We start from the raw sequence: 24,651 nt of genomic DNA, 5'->3' as shown, positions 1-24,651 counted from the left end.
GTTGGACGACCCAACCACCGAATCGGTTGCAGCGAAGGTGAAACGGTCGAGACGCGCCGAGCGCTCAGGGGCGGCTCGGGGTGAGCAGCTCGATGCGCGGCTGCTTGGCGGGGTCGGGCCGCGCCTCGTAGTCCGGCGTCGCGTCGTACGGCGCCCACGCCAGCATCTCGGCGATGTGCCGCTCCACCAGCGGCAGCACCTCGGTCGTCGTGACGTCGCGACCGAGCTCCTTGCTGAGCGAGGTGACGCCGGCGTCGTCGATGCTGCAGGGCACGAAGCGGTCGAACCAGGCGAGGTCGACGTCGCAGTTCAGGGAGAAGCCGTGCATGGTCACGCCGCGGCTCACCCGGATGCCGAGCGCGGCGATCTTGCGCTCCGGGCCCCGGTCGTCGGCCTGCAGCCAGACGCCGCTGCGGCCGGGGACGCGCGCCGTGGTCACGCCGAGATCGGCACAGACCTGGATCAGCGCCTCCTCCACCCGGCGTACGTAGTCGACGACCTTGACGTGGTCGGGCAGCGCGACGATGGGGTAGCCGACCAGCTGGCCGGGGCCGTGGAAGGTGATCGTGCCGCCGCGGTCGACGTCGATGACGGGTGCGCCGTGCGGGTCGGCGGGCCGGTCGTGCGGCTGGGTGCGCTTGCCGGCGGTGAAGACCGCCGGGTGCTCCAGCAGCAGCGTCGTGCCGGCCTGCTCGCCGTCCGCGACCCGCTGGTGGACCTCGCGCTGGAGGTCCCACGCGGCGACGTAGTCGATGGTCCCGACGTGCTCGAACTTCACGCGGTCGAGCGTACGCCGCGGGCGGCTGTGGATGACGCCGGCATCCCCACGCGCGACGGGGTAGGACCGTGGGGTGACCTTCCTGCAGCAGCTCGTGCACCAGCTCCTGGCGGGCCTGCTCGCGCTCGCGCCGGGGCAGCCGGCCGGTGCCTCGGCGGTGCTGCACGACTGGGACGACCGGCGCGCCGCGGCGTGGGCGGCCGGGGACCCCGTCGCGCTGGGATCGCTCTACGCCGCACGGGCGTCGGCCGGTCGCGCCGACGTGGCGATGCTGCGCGCCTGGCGGGCGCGCGGCCTGCGGGTGCGAGGGATGCGGATGCAGCTGCTCGACCTCGAGGTGCGACGCGCGACGGCGACCCGGCTCGACCTGGTCGTGACCGACCGGCTGGCAGGCGCGGTCGCGCGCGGGCCCGGCGTACGACTGCCGCTGCCGGAGGCCGGGGCGTCGACGCGGCGGGTGCTGCTGGTGCGGTCCGGGTCGACCTGGCGGGTCGCTCAGGCGAGCGCGGTGCGGACCACCTCGTGGACGGTGCGGTCGCGGAAGGAGTAGCCGCCGTCCTCGAGCACGGTCGGGCGCAGGTCGATCGAGCCGAGCACCTCGCCCGCCACCGGTCCGGCGCCGAGGCGTACGGCGAAGCCGGGTGCGACCAGGAACGCCTTGCGGTCGACCGCGCGAGCGAGCGCGTCGGTGAACTCCGCGTTGGTGGGCGTCGTCGGGCAGCACAGGTTGACCGGTCCGGAGACGTCGTCGTGTTCGACGAGGTGCGTCACGCCGCCGACCCAGTCGCGCAGCGAGATCATCGCCATGTGCTGCCGGCCGTCGCCGAGCCGGGCGCCGAGCCCGAGCTTCGTGAGCAGGCGCAGCTGCTTGAGCGGGGCGGCGGAGCGGTCCATCACCGGTGCGGTGCGCAGGAAGCAGACCCGCGCCCCGGCCGCGACCGCCGGCTCGGCGGCCSCCTGCCACTCCCGAGTCACGCTGGTCATCAGGCTGTCGCCGCGGCTGTCGGACTCCTCGGTGACCGGCTGGTCGCCGTGGTCGCCGTACCAGGCGATCGCGTTGCCAGCGAGGAACGCGGGACGTCGCTCGCTGCCGGCGATCGCCTCGGCCAGCACGCGTGTCGTCGTCACCCGGCTCTCGCGGAGCTGTCGCGCCCAGCGGGCGGAGTGTGGGTTGCCGATCGTCGGCGTACCGGCCAGGTTGACGACGACGTCGGCTCGCTCGATCACGTCGCGCTCGTAGACCCCGGCGTAGGGGTCCCAGCTCGACTCGTCGGGTGCCGAGGTCGGGCGCCGGGTGAGTGCGACGACGGCGTGCCCCCGCTCCACGAGCTCTCGCCCCAGGTGGGTGCCGAGGAATCCCGACGCTCCCGCGATCACGACCGTCCGTGCGTCCATGACCCCAGCCAAGCACGCCGCGCCCAATCGACTCCGGGATCGCCCAGGTGTGTGCAGACCGGCAGCAGATGGGGGAGCATCGGCCCCATGGTGCGCCCCGAGACCGACGATCGCTCGCGCGAGGAGCTGGTCGAGGAGCTCGAGCAGCGGGAGCGAGAGCTCGCCGAGACCCAGTCGATCGCGAAGATCGGGAGCTGGGAGTTCACGGCCTCCGACAAGGTGCTGCGGTGGTCCGACGAGCTCTTCCGGGTGTTCGGCTTCGAGCCCCGGTCGTTCGAGCCGACGGGGGAGACGCTCTTCGACAGGCTGCACCCCGACGACCGCGAGGTCGTGGAGGCGGCGTACGACGCGATGTCGAGCGCGGGCGCTCCGATGGGCTTCGACGTCCGCCTCAGGCCCGAGCACGGCCAGCCCGTCCAGTGGGTGCGCGTGCGCGGGATGGCCACGCTCGACGACGCGGGCGACCTGGTCCGCGCGGCGGGCACCGTCCAGGACATCACCGAGAGCAAGGAGGCCGAGCAGGGGCTCGCCTTCCTGAGCGCGATGGCTGCGGCGGCCAACGAGGCGCCGACGCTCGGCGACGCCCTGGTCGCCGCCGACACCATCGTGCGGCCCTTCACCCAGTGGCCGGCGATCATCGTGTCCGCCCCGACGGTCGAGGACCCGGCCACGCTGGTGCACTTCGACGCCGGCTGGCGCGAGTTCGACGCCGAGGACCTGGCCTTCGCCCGCGCGATGGCCGAGGAGGTGACCGTGGGTCGCGACGTCATCCAGCGCGTCGGGCCGTCGGGCACCGTCTTCGTGGCCGGGCCCGCGCTGGTCCGCGACCGCCTGGCCTGCGTCGTCGTCTCCGACAGCCGCGCGGCCAGCACCCCGCGACCGTACGAGCTCGCGATCTTCCTGCAGATGCTCGCGCTCCTCGCCACGGTCGCGCAGCGCGAGGAGGTGTCCGGCCAGCTGGCCACGGCCCGCGACGACGCGCTCGCCGCGTCGCGGGCGAAGTCGGAGTTCCTGGCGACCATGAGCCACGAGATCCGGACGCCCCTCAACGGCGTGATCGGGCTGTCCGAGCTGCTCAGCCGCACCGAGCTCACCGACAACCAGCGGCGCTTCGCGGACGGCATCGACCAGGCCGGGCGTGCCCTGCTCGCGCTGGTCAACGACATCCTCGACCTGTCGAAGGTCGAGGCGGGCAGGCTCGACCTCGAGGAGGTCGACTTCGACCCGCGGGACGTCATCGAGCGCAGCGTGGCGATGGTGGCCGAGGGTGCCACCGGGAAGGGCCTCGAGCTGGTGATCTCCAGCGTCGACAACATGCCCGCCCTGGTGCGCGGCGACCCGGTCCGGTTCGGCCAGGTCGTGACGAACCTGGTCGCCAACGCCGTGAAGTTCACCGACCACGGCGAGGTCGTCGTCCGGGCGAGCGGCACCGGCCAGTCCGCGCTGCGGGTCGAGGTGAGCGACACCGGGATCGGCATCGACCCGGAGGTCCAGGACCGCCTCTTCACGGCGTTCTCGCAGGCCGACAGCTCGACCACCCGGCGGTACGGCGGCACCGGTCTCGGCCTCGCCATCAGCGAGCGGATCGTCACCGCGATGGGCGGCGCCATCGGCGTCATCAGTGCCCCCGGCGAGGGCAGCACGTTCTGGTTCACCGCGCCGTTCCTCCCGGCGGCCGGCGTCGGCTCGCCGGCCCTGCGTGAGGGGGCCGTCGCCGGGCTGCGGGTGCTCGTCGTCGACGACAACGCCACCAACCGCTTCATCCTGGCCGAGCAGCTGCGGGCCTGGGACGTCGACGTGACGGTCGCGGCCTCGGGTCACGAGGCCCTGGGCGAGCTGGACGGCTCGCTGCGACGCTCCGACGGGTACGACGTGGTGCTGCTCGACTACATGATGCCGGAGTTCGACGGCGAGCAGCTCGCCCGCGCGATCCGCTCCGACGAACGGCTGCAGCCGCTCCGTCTGGCGCTGCTCTCCTCGGCGATCGCGCCCAGCGCCGGCTGGCTCGAGGACGTCGGCATCGACACCTTCGTCTCCAAGCCGATCCTCGCCTCGCGCCTGCTCGACGAGCTCGCGGTGCTGGGTGGTCGCTTCGACCCGCAGCGCCCGGACCGCCCTGCGATCCCGGAGTCGCCGACCGACGTCGTACGAGGTCGGGTGCTGGTCGTCGAGGACAACGCCGTCAACCAGCTGGTCGCGACCGGGATGCTCCGCCACCTCGGCTGCGAGGTGGTGATCGCCCCCGACGGCGCCCGCGCGGTCGCGGTCGTCGCGGACTCCCCGGAGCACTTCGACGCGATCCTGATGGACTGCCAGATGCCGGTGATGGACGGCTTCGACGCCACTCGCGCGATCCGCGCGATGGGCGGCGCGCTCGACCGGATGCCGATCATCGCGATGACGGCCTCGGCGACCCAGGAGGAGCGGGAGCGCTGCCGCGACGCGGGCATGGACGACTTCCTGCCCAAGCCCGTCGACGCCGGCCTGCTCGCGACCACCCTCGAGCGGTGGCTGCCCTGGGAGACCGTCGTACCCGACGACACGGCCGCGCCCCTGGTCGGCGAGTCCTCGACCGCGGACGCGCGTCTGCGCGAGCTCGTCGACGACGGCTTCAGCGCGGACCTGGTGCTGCGCATCGTGGACCGGTTCGGCTCGAGCGCGCTGCAGACGATGGTCGAGCTGGCCGCCTCGGCCGCCGCCGAGGACACCGTCGCCATCGCCGAGAAGGCGCACCGGCTGCGGGGCAGCGCCGACAACGTCGGTCTCACCAGCCTCGCCCGCCGCTGCCTCGACCTCGAGCTGCGCGCCGAGCAGGGCGAGGTGCCCGACCGCCGCGAGATCGAGGAGCTGCGCACGGCCGTCGCCGGCGCCATCGACGAGCTGGTCGAGGCCAGCGCCTGGTTGCGCTGAGCGTCATCCACAGGGCGCCGGCCGCCCACTCGCGGCTGCTCGCCGCAGCAGGCAGGATGCCGTGTGGACGACATCGAGCGGCTGCTTCGTGACCAGGACGGCGTGCTCTCGCGCACCCAGGCCTTGGAGGCCGGCATGTCGAGGACGGCTGTCGCTCGCGCGCTGAGGCGTCGGGAGTGGGTGGCCGTTCACCCCGGCGTGTACGTCGACCACACCGGGCCGCTCACCTGGCACCAGCGGGCCTGGGCTGCGGTCCTTCTGTGCTGGCCGGCCGCGCTCGACGGGCCGTCCGCACGACGCGCGTACGACGGGCCTGGGCGTCGAGGCGATGTCGACGGTCCGGTGCACGTGGCGATCGATCGCGACCGACACCTCCGACGTCCGCCGGGCGTGCGGCTACGACGGGTGAGTGGGCTCGACGAGAAGGTGCAGTGGAACCTCGGGCCGCCGCGGCTCCGGTACGACGAGCTGGTCATCGACCTCGCCGTCGCTGCGAGCGACCAGCTGGCGGCCGTCGCCGTGCTCGCTGACGCGTGCGGAGCCCGCCGTACGACCGCAGCACGACTGCTCGACGTGCTGCACCAGCGCAGGCGCGTCGCCGGGCGGCGGTTCCTCGTCGGCGTCCTCGAGGACGTGGCTGCGGGTGCATGCTCGGTGCTCGAGCACGGCTACCTGGACCGGGTCGAGCGACCGCACCGCCTGCCCGTCGGCAGCCGTCAGTCGGAGCGGTTCGCGCACGGCGGTCGGATCTTCCAGGACGTCGAGTACCGGGCGCTCGGACTCACGGTGGAGCTGGACGGGCGGCTCCACCACAGCAGCGTGGTCGAGCGGGACCGAGACCTGGAGCGCGACCTCGATCAGGCGGTGGCCGACGACGGACGCACCCTGCGGCTCGGCTACGGACAGGTCTTCCGGCACGGTTGCCGGACGACGAGCCAGGTCGCACGGCTCATGCAGCGCCTCGGCTGGCCCGGCGAGATGGCCAGGTGCCCGAACTGCGGTGGCCCGGATCAACCAGGTTGATCCGGGCCACCGCGTTGCGTCGTACGAGTTGCTCAGACCTCGAACTGACCGGCCTCCAGGCGCTGCTTGAGCTCGCGCAGGAAGCGGCCGGCGTCGGCGCCGTCGACCAGCTGGTGGTCGTAGGTCAGGGCCAGGTAGACCATGTAGCGCACGGCGATCGTCTCGCCCAGGTTCGGGTCGTCGATGACGACCGGGCGCTTCACGACGGCACCGGGACCGAGGATCGCGACCTGGGGCTTGTTGATGATCGGGGTGTCCCACAGGGCCCCGAAGCTGCCCAGGTTGGTGATCGTGAACGTGCCGCCGGAGAGCTCGTCCGGCCCGATCTTGTTGGTGCGGGTGCGCTCGGCGACGTCCGCGATCTTCTTCGCGAGACCGGCCACGGACAGGTCGCCCGCGTCCTTGACGACCGGGGTGAGCAGGCCCTTCTCGGTGTCGACCGCGAACGCGACGTGCTCGCGGTCGAAGTAGGTCACCTCGCCGGCCTCGGTGTCGATGGTCGCGTTCAGCGCCGGGTGCTGCTTGAGGGAGTCGATCGCCGCCTTCGCGAAGAAGGGGAGGTACGTCAGCTTGACGCCCTCACGCGCCAGGAAGTCGGCCTTCACGCTCTCGCGCAGCCGCGCGATGTTGGTGACGTCGACCTCGACGACCTGGGTGAGCTGGGCCGAGGTCTGCAGCGACTCGACCATCCGGCTCGCGATGATCTTGCGCAGCCGCGAGATCTTCTCGGTCTTGCCGCGCAGCGGCGACGGCGCGACCGGGACAGGCGACGTGGCAGCGGCGGCTGCGGGAGCGGCGGCCGGGGCCGCGGGGGCAGCCGGCTGCTGGGCGCGGGCGGCCGCGTCGAGCACGTCCTGCTTGCGGATCCGGCCACCGACGCCGGTGCCGCTGACCGAGCCCAGGTCGACCCCGTGCTGGGTGGCGAGCTTGCGCACGAGCGGGGTCACGTAGCCGGGGCCGTCGCCGCCGCCGACGGGCTGCTCCGGGTCCTTGGTCGTGGGCGACTGGGCGCTGGGGGCGGGCGCAGCGGCCGGCTCCGGCTTCTTCTCCTCGGCGACGGGGGCCGGCTCCGGCTCGGGCTCGGGCTCCGGCTCCGGCTCCGGCTCGGGCTCGGGCTCCGGCTCGGGCGCCTTCTCCTCGGTCTTCGCGGGGGCGGCGTCACCGGAGCCCACCACGGCGAGCTCGGCGCCGACCTCGACGGTCTCGTCCTCCTGGACCTTGATCTCCAGCAGCGTGCCGGCGACCGGCGAGGGGATCTCGGTGTCGACCTTGTCGGTCGACACCTCCAGCAGCGGCTCGTCGACCGCGACGTCGTCGCCGACCGACTTCAGCCAGCGGGTGACCGTGCCCTCGGTGACCGACTCGCCCAGCGCGGGCAGCGTCACCGACGTACCACCGCCACCGGACGGCTTGGTCTCGGCGGCGGGCTTCTCCGCCTCCTCGGCGGCAGGGGCGGGCTCCGCGGCGGCCTCGGGCTCGGTGGCCTTCTCCTCCTCGGGCTCCGGCTCCGGCTCCGGCTCCGGCTCGGGCTCGGCCTGCGCGGACTCGCCGCCGCCGTCACCGCCACCCTCACCCTCGTCGCCGATGACGGCCAGCACGGCGCCGACCTCCACCGTGTCGTCCTCGTTGGCCTTGATCTCCAGGAGCGTGCCCGCCACCGGGGAGGGGATCTCGGTGTCGACCTTGTCGGTCGACACCTCCAGCAGCGGCTCGTCGACCGCCACCGAGTCGCCGACCTGCTTCAGCCAGCGGGTGACGGTGCCTTCGGTGACGGACTCGCCGAGTGCCGGGAGGTTGACTTCGGTGGCCATGGAGTTCCTTCGCTCGTTCTTGTCTGGAGTGCTGGTAGGTCTGGTCTATCAGGCGTGGGCGTGCAGCGGCTTGCCGGCGAGCGCGAGGTGGGCCTCGCCCAGGGCCTCGTTCTGCGTCGGGTGCGCGTGCACGAGGGGGGCGACGTCGTCGGCGTACGCCTCCCAGTTGTAGATGAGCTGCGCCTCGCCGATCAGCTCGCCGACCCGGTCACCGACCAGGTGGACGCCGATCACCGGCCCGTCCTTGCGACGGATCAGCTTCACGAAGCCCTGCGTCTTGAGGATCTGGCTCTTGCCGTTGCCGCCGAGGTCGTAGGTCAGCGTCTCGATCCCGTCTGCGCCGTACGTCGCGGTCGCGGCGGCCTCGTCGAGCCCGACCGAGGCGACCTCGGGGTGCGAGTAGGTGACCCGCGGGATGCCGGCCTCGTCGATCGGCTGCGGGTCGAGGCCGGCGATGTCCTCGGCCACGAAGATGCCCTGCTGGAAGCCGCGGTGCGCCAGCTGCAGGCCGGGCACGATGTCGCCGACGGCGTACACGCCCTCGAGGTTGGTGCGGCACCGCTCGTCGGCGATCACGAAGCCGCGGTCCATGGTCACGCCCTGCTCGTCGTACCCGAGGCCCTCGGTCACCGGACCGCGGCCGACGGCGACGAGCAGCAGGTCGGCCTCGATGATGTCGCCGCCCTCCACCGTCACGGCGACTCCGGTCTCGGTGTGCTTGACGCTCTGGAAGGGCGTGCTCGTGCGGAAGTTGATCTTGCGCTTGCGGAAGGCGCGCTCGAGCGCCTTCGACGACGCCTCGTCCTCGACGGCCAGCAGCCGGGGGAGCGCCTCGACGATGGTCACCTCGGCGCCGAAGCTGCGCCACACGCTCGCGAACTCGCAGCCGATGACGCCGCCGCCGAGCACCACCACCGAGCTCGGGACGCTCTCGAGCCTGAGCGCGTGGTCGGAGGTGATCACCCGCTCGCCGTCGATCTCGAGGCCGGGGAGGCTGCGCGCGTAGGAGCCGGAGGCCAGCACGACCGCGCGGCCGGAGTACGTCGTGTCGCCGACGGTCACCTGCTTCGGACCGGTGAGGCGGCCCGCGCCCTCGATGACGGTGATGCCGCGACCCTTGATCAGGCCGGTCAGGCCCTTGAAGAGGCGCGAGATGACGCCGTCCTTGTAGGCGTTGACGCCGGCCATGTCGACGCCCTCGAGCGTCGCGCGGATGCCGAAGGTCTCCGACTCGCGGGTCTGGTCGGCGATCTCGGCGGCGTGCAGCAGCGCCTTGGTCGGCACGCAGCCGATGTGCAGGCAGGTGCCGCCGAGGCTGCCCTTCTCGACCAGCCCGACCGACAGGCCGAGCTGGGCGGCGCGCAGAGCACAGGCGTAGCCGCCCGAGCCTGCACCGAGGATCAGTACGTCGAAGTCGGTGTCGGCCACGAGCCCATCCTTCCACTTCGGCCCAGCGTGTCCACACCGGCCTCACTACGCATCAGTAGGTCGTGCGGGCACACTTGTCCCCATGGCATGGATGGACCGGTTCCGGCGCGGGCCGAAGATGAGCGGACCCGCGCGGGACGCGACGCGCACGGGCTCCACCCGGGTCCGCGCCGCCGACTCGATGGACCTCGACCACCTCTTCACCTGGTCGGCCGAGCGCCGCGGTGTCGAGGGCTTCGTCGAGCCCCGGACCGCGGTCAGCGACGTGACGCTCCTCCTCGTCGCGCACGACGGCGAGTGGACCCGCCGCCGGGTGCCGTCGGCCAAGTGGGCACACGAGTTCTGCAACAAGCAGCAGATCCCGTCGTACGACGCCGCGGTGGTCGGCATCCCGCAGCGGATGCGCGACTACAACCGCCGCAAGAAGCTCGGCGGGTAGCGCGGCGGCCCCGTGCGGGTTTCGGCGGTCAGCCGGTGAAACCCGCACGACACGCCGTGAGGACCCGGCGTGTCATGAGGGTTCTGGCTGACAGCTGTGCGGGTTTCGGCGGTCAGCCGGTGAAACCCGCAGCCGGTCCACCCGCGCGCCGCGGCGCCTACTCCGACGCCGCCAGCGCCCGGGCGAAGTCGACGACCGTGCCGACCGCGACCCCGGTGCCACCCGACGTGACGTGACCCCACGCGCCGCCGGAGTTGTACGACGGACCCGCGATGTCGAGGTGCGCCCACGGGATGCCGGCGGTGAACTCGCGCAGGAACGCCGCGGCGAAGAGGCCGCCGCCCCAGCGGATCCAGTCGTGCTGGGCCAGGTCGGCCACCTTGCTGCTGTGGATCCGCTCGGTCATCGCCTCGGGGATCGGCATCGGCCACATCTCCTCGCCCGCGGTGGCCGCGGCCGCCAGGACGTCGTCGACGACCTCGCCCGAGCCCATCACGCCGGCGACCCGGTCGCCGAGGGCGACGACCATGTGCCCGGTCAGCGTCGCGACGTCGAGCAGCACGTCGGGCTTCAGCTCGGTGGCGCGCACGAGTGCGTCGGCCAGCACGAGCCGGCCCTCGGCGTCGGTGTTGGTCACCTCGACGGTGGTGCCGCCGTAGATGGTGAGGACGTCGCCGGGCCGGACGGCGTTGCCCGAGATCATGTTCTCGGCCATCGGCACGAACGTGCTGACCTTGATCGGCAGCCCCAGGGTCGCGATCACGTACGTCGCCTGCACGACGGCGGCGGCGCCGGCCATGTCGGACTTCATCTCGTTCATGCTGCCGGCGGGCTTGATGGTCAGGCCGCCGGAGTCGAACGTGATGCCCTTGCCGACCAGCGCGAGGTGGTGCTTGGCGCCCTTGGGGGAGTAGGAGAGCTCGACGAGTCGCGGCGCCGCCGACGACCCGCCGCCGACGCCGAGGATGCCGCCGCACCCGAGCTCGGCGAGCGCCTTCTCGTCGTGCACGGTGATCGCGACCTTCGGGGCGCCCCGGCCCTTCGTCAGCTCCTTGGTCGCGGCGGCGACCGCGTCCGCGAACGCGGGCGGGGTGAGGTCGTTGGGGGGCGTGTTCACCCAGTCGCGGGTGACGGCCACGGCGCGGGCGACGACCTGGGCCTCCTCGAACGCCGTCTGTACGTCCTTGCGGCGCGCACCCTCGCTGAGGATCACCACCTCGCCGGGGGCGCCGCCCTCGGACTCCTTCTTGCCCTTCCCAGACTTGTACGTCGTGAACGCGTAGCCGCCGAGCACGTGGCCCTCGGTCGCGGCGCGCACGAGCTCGGGCGAGCCGCCGGGCAGCGCGACGGCGACCGACGCCGCGTTGCCGACCGAGCGGGCGGCGACGCCGGCGGCCCGGCGTACGGCGACGGTGTCGACCTTCTTGCCCAGGCCGACCAGGACCAGGAGGGGCGACGCGAGAGTGCCGGAGGTCGGGACCTTGACGGTCTCGCCGGTCTTGCCGGTGACGCCCAGGCTGGCGAGCAGCGGCCGCAGCTTGCGGCCGTAGGCCTTGCCGACCTCGTCGCCGCCGTCCGCGAGCTCGACACCCTTGGGGGTCTGCACCACCCCGACGACCACGGCGTCGCATCGGGTCTTCGCGGGGTTGGCGCTGCGCAGGGTGTAGGTCGTCACCGAGGCAGGATAGTCGGGCAGTCCCTCGGCTAGGGTCGCCCCATGTCCGACCTGCTCCGTTCCCCACTCCACGACCGGCACGAGGAGCTGGGGGCGAAGTTCTCGGCCTTCGGCGGCTGGTCGATGCCGCTGGAGTACCCCTCCGGCGTGGTCAAGGAGCACACCGCCGTGCGCGAGGCCGTCGGGGTCTTCGACGTCAGCCACCTCGGCAAGGCGGTCGTCGCCGGGCCCGGCGCCGTCGACTTCGTCAACAGCACGCTGAGCAACGACCTGCGCCGGATCGGCCCGGGTCAGGCGCAGTACACGCTGTGCTGCGACGACGCGACCGGCGGCGTGGTCGACGACCTGATCGCCTACGTGTACGCCGAGGACCGCGTCCTGCTGGTCCCCAACGCCGCCAACACCGCCGAGGTCGTCCGCCGGCTCGCCGCGGCCGCGCCCGACGGCATCACGGTCACCGACGAGCACCGCGACCACGCGGTGCTCGCCGTCCAGGGCACGAAGTCCGACGAGGTGCTCGCCGCGGTCGGTCTGCCGGTCGGCCACGACTACATGTCCTTCGCGGTCGCGTCGTTCGAGGGCACCGACGTGGTCGTCTGCCGCACCGGCTACACCGGCGAGCGCGGCTACGAGCTGATCGCGCCCAACGCCGTCGCCGTCGCCCTGTGGGACGCGATCATGGCGGCCGGCGCGCCGTACGGCGTGCTGCCCTGCGGGCTCGGCGCCCGCGACACGCTGCGCACCGAGATGGGCTACCCGTTGCACGGCCAGGACATCTCGCTCGACGTCACCCCCAACCAGGCCCGGCTCGGCTGGGCCGTCGGCTGGAAGAAGGACGCGTTCTGGGGGCGCGAGGTGCTGAGCGCCGAGCGCGCCACCGGTCCGGAGCGGGTGCTGCGCGGCCTGGTCGCCACCGGCCGCGGGATCCCGCGGCCGCACATGACGGTCAGCCTCGCCGCCGACGTACCTCTCGGTGAGGTCACCTCCGGCACGTTCTCGCCGACGCTGCGCAAGGGGATCGGGCTGGCCCTGCTGCCGGCGTTCGTCGACCCGGACGCGGAGGTCGGCGTCGACATCCGGGGCCGCCGGGAGATCTTCCAGCTCGTGAAGCCCCCCTTCCTCGACCCGTCCGTGCGAGAGGCGTGAGCCAGTGAACCTGCCCGAGCAGCCGCCGACCTTCCGTCCGCCGACGCCGGCCGAGCGCCCCTGGTGGTGGCGGCTCGAGGACAGTGCCGGCGCCGAGGTCGACGTGGCCGGTGAGCTCGGCGAGCAGCGCTTCGCCAGCCAGGCCGACGCCGAGTCCTGGGTCGGCGAGCTGTGGTCGGACCTGGCCGCGGAGGGCGTCGACGCCGTGGTGCTCTTCGAGCACGACCGACGCGTCTACGGTCCGATGTCGCTGCACGCCTGACCGCCAGGGAGCAGGATGCTCCCATGCCCGGGGACGACGCGGACTTCGCTGCCTACCTGGCCGCCCGCTGGCCGTCGGTGGTCCGCACCCTGGTGCTGCTGGGCTGCACCCGCGCCGAGGCCGAGGTCCTCGCCCGCAGCGGTGCCGCGCACTGCCACCGCGACTGGGACCGCGTACGCCGGGGCGACGACGTCGACGCCTACCTCTACGCCACCGTCGTCGGCCGGTGGCACCGGCACCGGCGGCGGGTCCCTCAGCCTCCGCCCGACCCGCTGCCGGACGAGCCGACCGACGACGAGCTGCTGAGGGCGGAGCTCGTCGAGCAGCTGGGTCGGGTCGACGCCGACGAACGCGAGGCGCTGGCGCTGCGGTTCGCCGCGGAGCTGGACGAGGCGCAGGTCGCCGATGCGCTCGACGTACCGCTGGAGTCCGCCCAGGCGCGGATCACCCACGGGCTGGGCCGGCTCGTCCTCGACGCGCCCGCGGCCGAGGTCTTCCGCCGGGCGGCCGAGTCCGTCGAGGTGCCCACCGCGCCCCTCGACGACGTGATCGCCGAGGCCCGGGCCTGGCGGCGCCGTCGAGTGCGCATCGCGGTGGTCGCCGTCGCGGCTGCCGCGGTGGTGCTCGCCGTCGTCACCTGGGCGACGAGCCGGGACTCGGCGTCGCCCGAGGACGACCTGGCACCGGCGCCGATCACCAAGGCGGACAACCCGGTGCGGGTCGCGTGGTACGCCAACGGCCACCTCCACCTCGACAACGTCGTCGTGGCGGTGCCCCGCCTCACGGACGTCGTCGAGCTGAACGGCGGGGCCGTGTACGGCGACCAGGACGGCACGGTCGCGTTCGTCGCCGCCGACGGGCAGCGGCGCAAGATCGGCGACAAGAGCCCGACGTCGCCGCTGGTCGCCTCGCCCGAGGAGGGCTGGGCGGCGTGGACCGACCCCGGGTCGAACGAGGGCCAGCCGCCGGCCCTGGTGGTCTACGACGTCAGCAACGGCACGCTGCTCGACGCCCGGGGGGTGTCCGGGGGAGAGGTGCGGCCGATCGCGATCGACCAGCACCAGGTCTTCTACGAGGAGGCCGACGGCTCGACGTACGCCTGGACGCCCGGCGTCGAGCCGCCGCTGAGGCTGACCAGGACCGACCTGCTGGACGTGGAGTCCGCGAACCGCGTCTACCAGGTCGAGGGCTCGATCGAGATCGAGCAGGCGTTCTTCAACGTCTCGTTCCTCCGGCCGGGCACCGGCGCCCAGCTCTCCGAGGGCGGGATCCTCGTGCTGAGCAAGGCGGACCGAGCGGGTGTCGACGACCGCGACCCGTTCCGCCCCCTGCTGTACGACGCCCGCTCCGGCGACAAGAAGCCGACCGGCATCGGGCCCGGCGAGCTGGCCGTAGACGCGACGTTCGGTCGCAACAACACCGTGGTCTACCTGGTCGTCCAGAAGGCCGACCTCGCCGGCGGGTCGGACCTCGACGGCAACGTCGACCCGCTGCTGGTGCTGCGCAGCTGCGACCTGTCCAGCTCGCGGTGCACCGACGTCGCGCCGGTCCCGACCGGGACGGACGCCCCGATCCTGGCGCACTAGTTTGGCTCCATGCGCTTCAGCCAGGTCGACGTCTTCTCCAGCGAGCCGCTGCGCGGCAACCCGGTGGCCGTGATGCACGGCGCCGACGGGCTCACCGACGCGCAGATGGCGGCGTTCGCCCGCTGGACGAACCTGTCGGAGACGACCTTCCTGCTGACGCCCACGGACCCGGGTGCCGACTACCGCCTGCGGATCTGGACACCGGGCGGCGAGCTGCCGTTCGCCGGACACCCGACGCTCGGCAGCGCCCATGCGTGGCTGGAGGCCGGGGGAGTGCCCCGCGGAGCGGATGTCGTCCAGGAGTGCGGTGCGGGGTTGGTGACCATTCGTCGCGCCGAGCGGCTGGCCTTCCAGGCGCCGCCGCTGACGAGGTCGGGCCCGGTCGACGCCGCCGACGTGGCGGCCATCTGCCGCGCGCTGCGGCTCCCCGAGACGGCGATCGTCGAGACGACGTGGATCGACAACGGCCCCGGCTGGGTCGGCGTGCTGCTCGAGGACGCCGCGACGGTGCTCGCGCTCGACCCGGACTGGGCCGCGTTCGGCGACCTCAAGATCGGGGTCGTCGGGCCGTACGCCGAGGGACCGGTCGCCGTCGAGGTGCGCGCCTTCTGCCCCGGCTACGGGATGCCGGAGGACCCGGTGACCGGCTCGCTCAACGCCGGGATCGGCCAGTGGCTGGCGGGCGGCACCCTGCCGACGTCGTACGTCGCGAGCCAGGGCACCGTCCTGCAGCGCGCCGGCCGGGTGCACGTGTCGCTGGTCGACGGCGACGTGTGGGTCGGCGGTGAGACGCGCACGACCGTTGCCGGATCCGTGGACCTCTGAGGACTAGGGTCGGAGGCGTGCAGCAGTACCTCGATCTCCTCCAGCGGATCCTCGACGAGGGTGTCGAGAAGGGCGACCGCACCGGCACCGGGACGCGATCGGTCTTCGGGCACCAGATGCGCTTCGACCTCACCGCCGGGTTCCCCCTCGTCACCACCAAGAAGGTGCACACCCGCTCGGTCTTCGGCGAGCTGCTGTGGTTCCTGCGCGGCGACACGAACGTGAAGTGGCTCCAGGACCGTGGCATCTCGATCTGGGACGAGTGGGCCGACGACAACGGCGACCTCGGCCCGGTCTACGGCTACCAGTGGCGGTCCTGGCCGACCCCCGACGGCCGGCACGTCGACCAGATCGCGCAGGTCGTCGACCAGATCCGCGACAACCCCGACTCGCGGCGCCACATCGTGTCCGCGTGGAACGTCGCCGACATCCCCGACATGGCGCTGGCGCCCTGCCACACGATGTTCCAGTTCTACGTCGCGGACGGGCGGCTGAGCTGCCAGCTCTACCAGCGCTCCGCCGACGTCTTCCTCGGCGTGCCGTTCAACATCGCGTCGTACGCCCTGCTCACCCACATGGTCGCCCAGGTGACCGGCCTCGAGGTGGGCGACTTCGTGCACACGCTCGGCGACGCGCACCTCTACCTCAACCACCTCGAGCAGGCGCAGCTCCAGCTGACCCGCTCGCCCCGCGCGCTGCCGCAGCTGGTGCTCGACCCGTCGGTGACCGCCCTGGACGCCTTCGACCTCGAGCACATCGCCGTCGAGGGCTACGACCCCCACCCGGGGATCAAGGCGCCCATCGCCGTATGAGGATCGTCATGGTCGCCGCCGTCGCCCGCAACGGCGTCATCGGTGACGGCCCGGACATCCCCTGGAAGGTCCCCGGTGAGCAACGGCTCTTCAAGGAGCTGACCATGGGGCACACGCTGCTGATGGGGCGCACGACGTACGACTCCATCGGCCGCCCGCTGCCCGGCCGCACCACCATCGTGCTCACCCGCCAGCCCTCGTGGTCGGCCGGCCCGACGGGGGAGGGCGTGCTGGTCGCCCACGGCCTCGACGAGGCCCTCGAGGTCGCCGCCACCCTGCCGGGCGACCTGATGGTCGTCGGCGGCGCGCAGGTGTACGCCGAGGCGCTGCCGCTCGCCACCGACCAGGTGCTCAGCGAGATCCCGCTCGCGCCGTCGGGCAACGTGTTCTACCCGGACTTCGACCGGTCCGCCTGGCTCGAGACCTCCCGCGAGGCGTTCGAGGGCTTCGAGCGGTTGCACCTCGTGCGCGCCGCCGACCGGCTGTAACGCGGGGTTAGGACCACTGGTGACCCCGTTCGAACGGGGTGCCTAGTGGTCCTAACCCCGCGTTACATGCGATTTGGCCCCCTGGCAGGCTGGCCCGCATGGAGCTGCGCATCTTCACCGAACCCCAGCAGGGCGCGACGTACGACGACCTGGTGACCGTCGCCCAGGAGGCCGAGCGACTCGGGTTCGGGGCGTTCTTCCGCTCCGACCACTACCTCGGGATGGGCACGGAGGGGCTGCCGGGGCCGAGCGACGCGTGGATCACGCTGGCCGGCCTCGCCCGCGAGACGAGCACCATCCGGCTCGGCACGATGATGACCAGCGCGACCTTCCGGCACCCGGGACCGCTCGCGATCTCGGTCGCGAACGTCGACCAGATGAGCGGCGGGCGGGTGGAGCTGGGCATCGGCGCGGGCTGGTTCGAGCAGGAGCACACGAAGTACGGCATCCCGTTCCCGGGCACGGGGGAGCGGTTCGACCGGTTCGAGGAGCAGCTCGCGATCATCACCGGTCTGTGGGCGACCGAGGGCGGCTTCTCGTACGACGGCACGCACTACCAGGTGACCGACAGCCCCGGCCTCCCGAAGCCCACCCAGGCCAAGCCTCCCGTCCTCATCGGCGGCGTCGGCAAGAAGCGGACGCCGGCCCTCGCCGCGACGTACGCCGACGAGTTCAACCTGCCGTTCGTCGACGAGGGCACGACCAAGGACCAGTTCCAGCGCGTCCGCGCGGCCTGCGAGGCCCAGGATCGCGACCCGGCAACGATGCGGTGGTCCAACGCGCTGGTGCTCTGCGTCGGCGCCGACGAGGCGGAGGTCGAGCGCCGCGCCGCCGCGATCGGCCGCGACAAGGACGAGCTGCGCGAGAACGGCATCGCCGGCACCCCGCAGGAGGCCGTCGACAAGATCGGGCGGTACGCCGCGCTCGGAGCCGAGCGGCTCTACCTCCAGGTCCTCGACCTCTCCGACCTCGACCACCTGCGACTCGTGGCGCGCGACGTCATGCCGCACGTCGCCTGAGGACGCCGACGCACTAACCTGACACCTATGACGTCTGCACCTGCTGCGCCGTTCGGCCGCATGCTCACCGCGATGGCGACCCCCTTCGGTCCCGACGGGAGCGTCGACCTCGACGGCGTGCAGCGGGTCGCGAAGCACCTCGTCGCCCACGGCCACGACGGCCTCGTGGTCTCCGGCACGACGGGCGAGTCGCCCACCACGACCAAGGAGGAGGACGGCGAGACCCTCGCCGCGGTCCGGGAGGCGGTCGGCCCCGAGGTCAAGCTCGTCGCCGGCGTCGGCACCAACGACACCGCCACCTCGACCTTCCTCGCCCGCCAGGCGCGTGAGCGCGGCTCCGACGGTGTGCTGCTCGTGTCGCCGTACTACAACAAGCCCGGTCAGCGCGGCATGCTCCACCACTTCCGCCAGGTCGTCGACGCCGCCGAGATCCCGGTGATGATGTACGACGTGCCGGGCCGCACCGGCAGCACGATCGCCCTCGAGACCTACGAGGAGATGGCCGGCTGGGAGTCGGTCATCGCCGTCAAGGACGCCGTCGGCGACATGCCGCGCGCCGCCAAGCTCGCCCAGCTCGGCTACGCCGTCTACTCCGGCGACGACATCAACACTCTCGGCTTCCTGGCCCACGGCGCGTGCGGGCTCGTCTCGGTCGTCGGGCACGCCGCAGGCAAGGAGCTCGCCTCGATGATCGACCAGTTCCTGGAGGGCGACCACCAGGGCGCGCTCGCGACGTACCAGCGCCTGCTGCCCGCCATGGAGGCGGTGATGGGCGTGCCCAACTACGGCGCCACGACGGCGAAGGCCTCGCTCCAGCTCCTCGGCGTCCTCGACAACCGAGCCGTCAGATCGCCGCTCGTCGAGCTCGACGACGACGAGGTCGCCGCCCTGCGCGCGGGCCTGACGACGGCGGGTCTCCTGTGAGTCATCCGCATCCGGAACTGTCGACGCCGGGCAAGCTGAAGAAGGGCGGCCTCCGGGTCATCCCGTTCGGCGGCCTCGGCGAGGTCGGCCGCAACATGACCGCGTTCGAGTACGGCGGTCGCCTCCTGATCGTCGACTGCGGCGTGCTGTTCCCCGAGGACCACCAGCCCGGCATCGACCTGATCCTCCCGGACTGGTCCTCGATCAGCGACCGTCTCGAGGACGTCGAGGCGCTGGTGCTGACCCACGGCCACGAGGACCACATCGGCGCGACGCCGTACCTCCTGCGCGAGCGGCGCGACATCCCGCTCGTCGGCTCCCAGCTCACCCTGGCGCTCCTCGACAGCAAGCTGCGCGAGCACCGGCTGCGGGAGACCGTCCACCACGTCGTGAAGGAGGGCGACCGGCTCACGCTCGGGCCGTTCGACCTCGAGTTCGTGGCGGTCAACCACTCCATCCCCGACGCGCTCGCGGTCGCGATCCGCACCGGCGCCGGCATGGTCCTGCACACCGGCGACTTCAAGATGGACCAGCTGCCGCTCGACGGCCGGATCACCGACCTGCGCGCGTTCGGCCGGCTGGGGGAGGAGGGCGTCGACCTCTTCCTGACCGACTCCACCAACGCGGAGACGCCCGGCTTCACGCCGTCGGAGAAGAAGATCACGCCGGTCATCGACCAGGTCTTCCGCGAGTCGGGCCAGCGCATCATCGTCGCCTGCTTCGCCTCCCACGTGCACCGCGTCCAGCAGGTCCTCGACGCGGCGTACGCCCACGAGCGCCAGGTCGCGTACGTCGGCCGCTCGATGGTCCGCAACATGGCGATCGCCCGCGACCTGGGCTACCTGAAGGTCCCGCCGGGCGTGCTGGTCGACACCAAGGACCTCGCCGACCTGCCCCCCGAGCGTCAGGTGCTGATCTCGACCGGCTCGCAGGGCGAGCCGATGAGCGCGCTGTCGCGGATCGCCCAGCGCAACCACAACTTCGTGCACATCGAGGAGGGCGACACCGTCCTGCTCGCCTCGAGCCTGATCCCGGGCAACGAGAACGCCGTCTACCGCGTCATCAACGGCCTCGCGCGCTGGGGCGCCCGCGTCGTGCACAAGGGCAACGCGATGGTGCACGTGTCCGGCCACGCGAGCGCCGGCGAGCTCCTCTACTGCTACAACATCGTGAAGCCGCGCAACGTGATGCCGGTCCACGGCGAGATCCGGCACCTGCTGGCGAACGCCGACCTGGCCCGCGCGACCGGCGTCGAGAACGTCGTGATCGCCGAGGACGGCGTCGTCGTCGACCTGGTCGACGGGGTCGCCAAGGTCGCCGGCAAGGTCGACTGCGGCTACGTCTTCGTGGACGGCTCGTCCGTCGGCGACATCACCGAGTCCGACCTCAAGGATCGCCGGATCCTCGGTGAGGAGGGCTTCATCTCGGTGATCGTCGTCGTGGACTCGGTCAGCGGGAAGGTCGCGGCCGGCCCCGAGATCCACGCCCGCGGCAACGCGCTGGACGGCGAGACCTTCGACGAGCTCCGCCAGCCGATCATCGACGCGCTCGACCGCGCCATCGCCGAGGGCAACACCGACGCCCACCAGCTGCAGCAGACGATGCGCCGGGTCGTCGGGCGCTGGGTGAGCAACACCCACCGCCGTCGCCCGATGATCATCCCGGTCGTCATCGAGGCCTGAAGAGTTTCATCGGCCAGCCGATGAAGCTCTTCCGGTGAAGACACGCGCTCCTGTGGTGCGTGTGACTGGTGTGACCCCTGCGTAGGGTGGGGACTATGGCGACCCGTACGTCTTCCCCGCCGGGGTCGCGGAGCAAGAGCACGTCCAGCACCCGGACCACGAGCACCTCGCGTAGTCCGGGCACGAGCGGCTCGAGCACCCGATCCCGGAGTACCAGCCCGAAGCGCAAGCCTGCCCCGAAGAAGGGCACGGCCACGACCGCCGCGAGCAAGCGCAAGCCTGCTCAGCGCCGTCCCGCGCCCAAGCGTCGCCCCGCACCGCGTGCGGTGCGCAGCGGGCCGGGTCCGATCGCCCGCTTCTTCGTGCTGGTCTTCCGCGGCGTCGCCGCGGTCTGGCTCGCCGTCGCGCACGGCCTGGGCGCCGTCGCGCGCAGCATCGGGCACACCGCCCGCGACCTCGAGCCCGAGCACCGTCGCGACGGGTTCGGCCTCTTCCTCTTCGGTGGGGCCGTGGTCGTCGCCGCGGCCGTGTGGTGGCAGCTGCCGGGGTCCGTCATGGATGCGGCCCGCACCGTCGTCCAGGGCTCGGTCGGCAAGGTCGGCTTCCTCGTCCCGCTCGCGCTGCTGTACGTCGGCTGGCGCACCATGCGCGACCCCGAGCACGCCGGTCCGGCCGGCCGCCAGGTCATCGGCTGGACCTCGCTGGCCTTCGGCATCCTCGGCATCGTCCAGATCGCGGAGGGCAACCCGCAGCCCGACCTCGGCGACACCAGCGACCTCCAGCGCGCCGGCGGCGCGGTCGGGTACGTCGTGGCCAGCCTGCTGCTCGACCTGCTGCGCTCCCCGTACGTCGTGGTGCCGCTGCTCGCGCTGCTCGCCTTCTTCGGCGTCCTGATCATCACCGCCACGCCGCTCTACCAGGTGCCGGCCCGGCTCGCCGCGACCCGCGACCACCTGCTCGGCCGCGAGCCCTACGCCGACGAGGATCCGGACGAGACGCAGGCCATCCCGGCCGTCCGCGGCCGCAAGCGCAAGGCCGACGAGACGGGCGAGATCGACCCGGAGATGGGCGATCCGGCGTACGACAGCCCGGTCCTCAGCGACCGCGAGATGCGCAAGCGCAAGAAGCGCCTCGAGACCACCGAGGACGGCCTCGACATCTTCGCGCCGGAGGCGCCGACCGAGGTCGCCGCGCCGGTGGTCGAGGAGAAGGTCGACCTCGAGCCCCCTCCGCACACCCCGCTCCCGCCGCGCGTCGAGCAGCTCGCGCTGTCCGGCGACATCGCCTACTCGCTGCCGGCCAACGAGGTGCTCAAGCCCGGTTCGGTCCACAAGGCCCGCTCCAAGGCGAGCGACGCGGTCGTCGACCGCCTCACCCAGGTGATGGAGGAGTTCAGCATCGACGCGCAGGTCACGGGCTACACCCGTGGCCCGACCGTCACGCGCTACGAGGTCGAGCTCGGCCCCGCGGTCAAGGTCGAGAAGGTCACCGCGCTCTCCAAGAACATCGCGTACGCCGTTGCCTCCGCCGACGTCCGGATCCTCAGCCCGATCCCCGGCAAGTCCGCGATCGGCATCGAGATCCCCAACCTGGACAAGGAGATCGTCTCCCTCGGCGACGTGCTCCGCTCCAACACGGCACGCTCGGACCACCACCCGATGGTGGCCGGCCTCGGCAAGGACGTCGAGGGCGGCTTCGTGGTCGCCAACCTGGCGAAGATGCCGCACCTCCTGGTCGCCGGCGCCACCGGCTCCGGCAAGTCGAGCTTCATCAACTCGATGATCACCTCGATCCTGATGCGCTCCACGCCCGACGAGGTCCGGATGATCATGGTCGACCCGAAGCGGGTCGAGCTGAACGCCTACGAGGGCGTCCCGCACCTGATCACGCCGATCATCACCAACCCCAAGAAGGCCGCCGAGGCGCTGCAGTGGGTCGTGCGCGAGATGGACATGCGCTACGACGACCTCGCCAACTTCGGCTTCCGGCACATCGACGACTTCAACAAGGCGGTGCGGGCCGGCAAGGTGCAGGTGCCTCCGGGCAGCGAGCGCCAGCTCACGCCGTACCCCTACCTGCTCGTGATCGTCGACGAGCTCGCCGACCTGATGATGGTCGCCCCGCGCGACGTCGAGGACTCGGTCGTGCGGATCACCCAGCTCGCGCGTGCGGCCGGCATCCACCTGGTGCTCGCCACGCAGCGCCCGTCGGTCGACGTGGTGACCGGTCTGATCAAGGCCAACGTGCCGTCGCGGCTCGCGTTCGCGACGTCCAGCCTCGCCGACAGCCGGGTCATCCTCGACCAGCCGGGCGCGGAGAAGCTGGTCGGTCAGGGTGACGGGCTCTTCCTGCCGATGGGTTCCTCGAAGGCCGTGCGTGTGCAGGGCTCCTGGGTCACCGAGGCCGAGATTCACGCGGTGGTCAAGCACTGCAAGACCCAGCTGGAGCCGACGTACCGCGAGGACGTGACCGCGCCGGCCGCGGCCAAGCGCGACCTCGACGACGACATCGGCGACGACATGGACCTGGTCGTCCAGGCGATCGAGCTCGTGGTCACCTCGCAGTTCGGGTCGACCTCGATGCTGCAGCGCAAGCTGCGGGTCGGCTTCGCCAAGGCCGGCCGACTGATGGACATCATGGAGAGCAGGGGCGTGGTCGGGCCGAGCGAAGGCTCGAAGGCCCGCGACGTCCTGGTCAAGCCCGACGAGATCGATGGTGTGATCGCGACCCTGCAGGGGGAGATGTGAGCAACCTCAGCGCTGAGCTCCAGGAGACCACCGACACCGGGGTCTCGCCCGAACCCGTGGAGGTCCGCCGCAACGGCGCGCTCTCCGGCGGCATCGGCGTGGTCGCGGCCGTCGTCGCGCTCGCCTACCTGACCCGGGGCGCCGGTGGTGGCTCCCTCCTCGACTGGGTGCTGGCCGTCGCGATGGGCGCGGTCTCGGTCGCCTACCTGCAGGCCTGCCTCGACGCGCGTACTCCGCTGCTGGTCGCCGACGAGCACGGCATCCGGATCCGCAAGGGCCGGCGCTGGCAGGGCTTCCCGTGGGCGGCGCTGGAGGAGGTCGCGCACCTGCCGCGTCGCGGCCTGCTGCGCGACGGGCGCCTCGTGGTGGTCGCCCGCGACGCGGACGCGGAGCTGTCGGTCCCGCTGTCGCTGTCGACCTGGGTCTCCGGCGCCGACGAGGGCCTGACCGTGGCCCTCGAGCGCCTCGCGGACGACCCGGCCGTGGTCGTCGAGAGCGCCGGGCACCAACCGGTCGACCAGGACTGGACCGAGGACGGGCCGGCCGACGAGTGGAACGACGACGAGCCGGAGGAGGAGTGGGCCGAGGACGACGCCCACCACGTCCTCCACGACCCGCGCCCGGCGCTGGCCCGCGGCCTCGACTACCTGGCCGACCGGCTCGGCCTGGGACGCGGCACGGACATCGACCTCGATACGGACGACGACGACGTCGACCGCCCCGAGCCGACGGTCGCGCTGCCGATGGTCGCGAGCGCGACGCCCTTGCCGCTCCGCGACCCGGTCGGGGGCTCGCGCGTCGAGGCCCGGTTCGAGGGTGCGGCGGCGCTGCAGCTCGACCCCGCCGACGGCGACGACCACGACACCAGTGGCCTTCCCGAGCTCTCCGAGCTGCGTCGCAACGACGACTTCGCCGTCGAGACCGACATCGAGCCGATGGTCATCGAGCCCATGGTGATCGAGGATGTCGACATCGAGCCCGCAGACGACCCGGTGATCGGCCCCGTGCTCGCGGCTGCGCGCACCCGTCTGGCGCTCTCGGTGGACCAGCTCGCGGAGCGCACCCGGATCCGCCCGCACGTCATCGAGTCCATCGAGGTCGACGACTTCGCTCCCTGCGGCGGCGACTTCTACGCCCGCGGCCACCTGCGCACCCTCGCCCGGGTGCTCGGCGTGGACGCAGCACCCCTGCTCACGTCGTACGACGAGCGGTACGCCGACGCTCCCATCGACGCCCGCCGGGTGTTCGAGGCCGAGCTCGCGACCGGCGCCGAGGGCCCGATCCGCAGCATGCGCGGCGGCCCGAACTGGTCGGTGCTGATCGCCGCCGTGATGGCGCTCGTGCTCGCCTGGTCGATCGCGCGGCTGATCATGGACAGCCCGGTCGAGCTGACCAGCAAGCCCGTGCTCAACGGCTCGCCGTCCTCTCAGACCAAGCTCGGCCCGGCCGTGCCCGTGCTCCTCGACGCCGCTGCCGGTGGCACCCACGTCGTGGTCCGCGACGGCGCCGGCGAGGTCGTCTTCAACGGCGACCTGGCGTTCGGCGAGAAGCGGTCCGTGAAGGCCGCGCCGCCCGTGCAGGTCCAGGCCTCCGACGGTGCCCTCCAGGTGACCGTCGACGGCCAGAAGCGCGGCCCGCTCGGCGCCGAGGGCCAGCCCTCGACGAACACCTTCGCCGCCGCCAAGGGCTGACCGAGGCTGA

The 24,651-nt window shown here is 72.4% G+C and carries 20 protein-coding genes; 15 read left to right on the top strand and 5 right to left on the bottom strand.

Translation table 11 applies throughout. From position 1 onward, the window contains the following. Window positions 1-64 precede the first annotated feature (64 nt). Complete coding sequence (gene lipB / locus ASC77_RS23245; RefSeq protein ID WP_200945126.1) at window positions 65-811, bottom strand: lipoyl(octanoyl) transferase LipB; 747 nt, start codon at window positions 809-811, stop codon at window positions 65-67. Window positions 812-851: 40 nt separating this feature from the next. Between lipB and ASC77_RS23240 the strand changes: the two genes are divergently transcribed. Then, on the top strand, window positions 852-1,328 hold the full coding sequence (locus ASC77_RS23240) for a hypothetical protein (RefSeq protein ID WP_056158760.1): 477 nt from the start codon (window positions 852-854) through the stop codon (window positions 1,326-1,328). On the opposite strand, the gene ASC77_RS23235 is transcribed toward ASC77_RS23240, so the two are convergent. Further along, on the bottom strand, window positions 1,274-2,173 hold the full coding sequence (locus ASC77_RS23235; RefSeq protein ID WP_056158757.1) for a TIGR01777 family oxidoreductase: 900 nt from the start codon (window positions 2,171-2,173) through the stop codon (window positions 1,274-1,276). The two genes, ASC77_RS23240 and ASC77_RS23235, sit on opposite strands and share 55 nt — an antisense overlap. A gap of 87 nt (window positions 2,174-2,260) precedes the next feature. Here ASC77_RS23235 and ASC77_RS23230 point away from each other — a divergent pair, with 87 nt between their 5' ends. Both ASC77_RS23230 and ASC77_RS23225 read left to right on the top strand, forming a co-directional pair. Further along, a complete protein-coding gene (locus ASC77_RS23230) occupies window positions 2,261-5,083 on the top strand; it encodes a PAS domain-containing hybrid sensor histidine kinase/response regulator (RefSeq protein WP_056158754.1) in 2,823 nt (940 codons plus the stop codon). A 63-nt stretch (window positions 5,084-5,146) separates the two neighbouring features. Next, the gene (locus ASC77_RS23225) at window positions 5,147-6,106 is read left to right on the top strand and encodes a type IV toxin-antitoxin system AbiEi family antitoxin domain-containing protein (protein WP_056158752.1); all 960 of its coding nucleotides are present in this window, start codon (window positions 5,147-5,149) and stop codon (window positions 6,104-6,106) included. A gap of 32 nt (window positions 6,107-6,138) precedes the next feature. Here ASC77_RS23225 and sucB read toward each other — a convergent pair whose 3' ends face one another. Both sucB and lpdA read right to left on the bottom strand, forming a co-directional pair. Beyond that, window positions 6,139-7,917 carry a 2-oxoglutarate dehydrogenase, E2 component, dihydrolipoamide succinyltransferase gene (gene sucB, locus ASC77_RS23220; protein ID WP_056158749.1) on the bottom strand — a complete coding sequence of 593 codons (1,779 nt, stop codon included), beginning with the start codon at window positions 7,915-7,917 and terminating at the stop codon, window positions 6,139-6,141. Window positions 7,918-7,965: 48 nt separating this feature from the next. Beyond that, window positions 7,966-9,345: a dihydrolipoyl dehydrogenase gene (gene lpdA / locus ASC77_RS23215; RefSeq protein ID WP_056158746.1), complete on the bottom strand. Its 1,380-nt coding sequence runs from the start codon at window positions 9,343-9,345 to the stop codon at window positions 7,966-7,968. Window positions 9,346-9,427: 82 nt separating this feature from the next. Between lpdA and ASC77_RS23210 the strand changes: the two genes are divergently transcribed. Further along, window positions 9,428-9,784 carry a hypothetical protein gene (locus tag ASC77_RS23210; protein ID WP_235547911.1) on the top strand — a complete coding sequence of 119 codons (357 nt, stop codon included), beginning with the start codon at window positions 9,428-9,430 and terminating at the stop codon, window positions 9,782-9,784. A 157-nt stretch (window positions 9,785-9,941) separates the two neighbouring features. Here ASC77_RS23210 and ASC77_RS23205 read toward each other — a convergent pair whose 3' ends face one another. Continuing rightward, window positions 9,942-11,459, bottom strand: coding sequence for a leucyl aminopeptidase (locus ASC77_RS23205; RefSeq protein WP_056158743.1), 1,518 nt, complete (start codon window positions 11,457-11,459; stop codon window positions 9,942-9,944). A 42-nt stretch (window positions 11,460-11,501) separates the two neighbouring features. Here ASC77_RS23205 and gcvT point away from each other — a divergent pair, with 42 nt between their 5' ends. The 11 genes from gcvT to ASC77_RS23145 all read left to right on the top strand — a co-directional run bounded on the left by gcvT (window position 11,502) and on the right by ASC77_RS23145 (window position 24,641). Then, window positions 11,502-12,605 (top strand): glycine cleavage system aminomethyltransferase GcvT, encoded by a 1,104-nt coding sequence (gene gcvT / locus ASC77_RS23200; RefSeq protein WP_056158740.1) that lies wholly within the window; start codon window positions 11,502-11,504, stop codon window positions 12,603-12,605. Window positions 12,606-12,609: 4 nt separating this feature from the next. Next, window positions 12,610-12,867, top strand: coding sequence for a hypothetical protein (locus tag ASC77_RS23195; RefSeq protein WP_082575269.1), 258 nt, complete (start codon window positions 12,610-12,612; stop codon window positions 12,865-12,867). Between the two features lie 23 nt (window positions 12,868-12,890). Beyond that, window positions 12,891-14,453: a hypothetical protein gene (locus ASC77_RS23190; protein ID WP_056158736.1), complete on the top strand. Its 1,563-nt coding sequence runs from the start codon at window positions 12,891-12,893 to the stop codon at window positions 14,451-14,453. Between the two features lie 9 nt (window positions 14,454-14,462). Next, window positions 14,463-15,278, top strand: a complete 816-nt coding sequence (locus ASC77_RS23185; RefSeq protein ID WP_056158733.1) for a PhzF family phenazine biosynthesis protein — start codon at window positions 14,463-14,465, stop codon at window positions 15,276-15,278. 17 nt (window positions 15,279-15,295) lie between these two features. Beyond that, the gene (locus tag ASC77_RS23180; protein ID WP_056158731.1) at window positions 15,296-16,090 is read left to right on the top strand and encodes a thymidylate synthase; all 795 of its coding nucleotides are present in this window, start codon (window positions 15,296-15,298) and stop codon (window positions 16,088-16,090) included. Continuing rightward, a complete protein-coding gene (locus tag ASC77_RS23175; RefSeq protein WP_056158728.1) occupies window positions 16,087-16,578 on the top strand; it encodes a dihydrofolate reductase in 492 nt (163 codons plus the stop codon). The genes ASC77_RS23180 and ASC77_RS23175 overlap by 4 nt, the downstream gene beginning before the upstream one ends. 98 nt (window positions 16,579-16,676) lie before the next feature. After that, window positions 16,677-17,597 (top strand): LLM class F420-dependent oxidoreductase, encoded by a 921-nt coding sequence (locus ASC77_RS23170; protein WP_056158725.1) that lies wholly within the window; start codon window positions 16,677-16,679, stop codon window positions 17,595-17,597. 27 nt (window positions 17,598-17,624) lie between these two features. Then, window positions 17,625-18,521 (top strand): 4-hydroxy-tetrahydrodipicolinate synthase, encoded by an 897-nt coding sequence (dapA, locus tag ASC77_RS23165; RefSeq protein ID WP_056158722.1) that lies wholly within the window; start codon window positions 17,625-17,627, stop codon window positions 18,519-18,521. Further along, window positions 18,518-20,203: a ribonuclease J gene (locus ASC77_RS23160; RefSeq protein ID WP_056158718.1), complete on the top strand. Its 1,686-nt coding sequence runs from the start codon at window positions 18,518-18,520 to the stop codon at window positions 20,201-20,203. The genes dapA and ASC77_RS23160 overlap by 4 nt, the downstream gene beginning before the upstream one ends. Before the next feature lie 95 nt (window positions 20,204-20,298). Further along, the gene (locus ASC77_RS23150) at window positions 20,299-22,950 is read left to right on the top strand and encodes an FtsK/SpoIIIE family DNA translocase (RefSeq protein WP_200945116.1); all 2,652 of its coding nucleotides are present in this window, start codon (window positions 20,299-20,301) and stop codon (window positions 22,948-22,950) included. Beyond that, a complete protein-coding gene (locus tag ASC77_RS23145) occupies window positions 22,947-24,641 on the top strand; it encodes a helix-turn-helix domain-containing protein (RefSeq protein ID WP_056158713.1) in 1,695 nt (564 codons plus the stop codon). The genes ASC77_RS23150 and ASC77_RS23145 overlap by 4 nt, the downstream gene beginning before the upstream one ends. Window positions 24,642-24,651: the final 10 nt, after the last annotated feature.

The organism is Nocardioides sp. Root1257, assembly GCF_001425175.1.
GTDB lineage: Bacteria > Actinomycetota > Actinomycetes > Propionibacteriales > Nocardioidaceae > Nocardioides.
The sequence above is the reverse complement of the archived record's forward strand: the minus strand, read 5'-3'. Positions and strand labels throughout refer to the sequence as shown.

Bases quoted from the DNA above. Each gene is read 5' to 3' on its own strand.
- ASC77_RS23230 (WP_056158754.1), top strand. From the start codon at position 2,261: ATGGTGCGCCCCGAGACCGACGATCGCTCGCGCGAGGAGCTGGTCGAG.
- sucB (WP_056158749.1), bottom strand. From the start codon at position 7,917: ATGGCCACCGAAGTCAACCTCCCGGCACTCGGCGAGTCCGTCACCGAA.
- ASC77_RS23210 (WP_235547911.1), top strand. From the start codon at position 9,428: ATGGCATGGATGGACCGGTTCCGGCGCGGGCCGAAGATGAGCGGACCC.
- gcvT (WP_056158740.1), top strand. From the start codon at position 11,502: ATGTCCGACCTGCTCCGTTCCCCACTCCACGACCGGCACGAGGAGCTG.
- ASC77_RS23190 (WP_056158736.1), top strand. From the start codon at position 12,891: ATGCCCGGGGACGACGCGGACTTCGCTGCCTACCTGGCCGCCCGCTGG.
- ASC77_RS23185 (WP_056158733.1), top strand. From the start codon at position 14,463: ATGCGCTTCAGCCAGGTCGACGTCTTCTCCAGCGAGCCGCTGCGCGGC.
- ASC77_RS23175 (WP_056158728.1), top strand. From the start codon at position 16,087: ATGAGGATCGTCATGGTCGCCGCCGTCGCCCGCAACGGCGTCATCGGT.
- ASC77_RS23170 (WP_056158725.1), top strand. From the start codon at position 16,677: ATGGAGCTGCGCATCTTCACCGAACCCCAGCAGGGCGCGACGTACGAC.
- dapA (WP_056158722.1), top strand. From the start codon at position 17,625: ATGACGTCTGCACCTGCTGCGCCGTTCGGCCGCATGCTCACCGCGATG.
- ASC77_RS23150 (WP_200945116.1), top strand. From the start codon at position 20,299: ATGGCGACCCGTACGTCTTCCCCGCCGGGGTCGCGGAGCAAGAGCACG.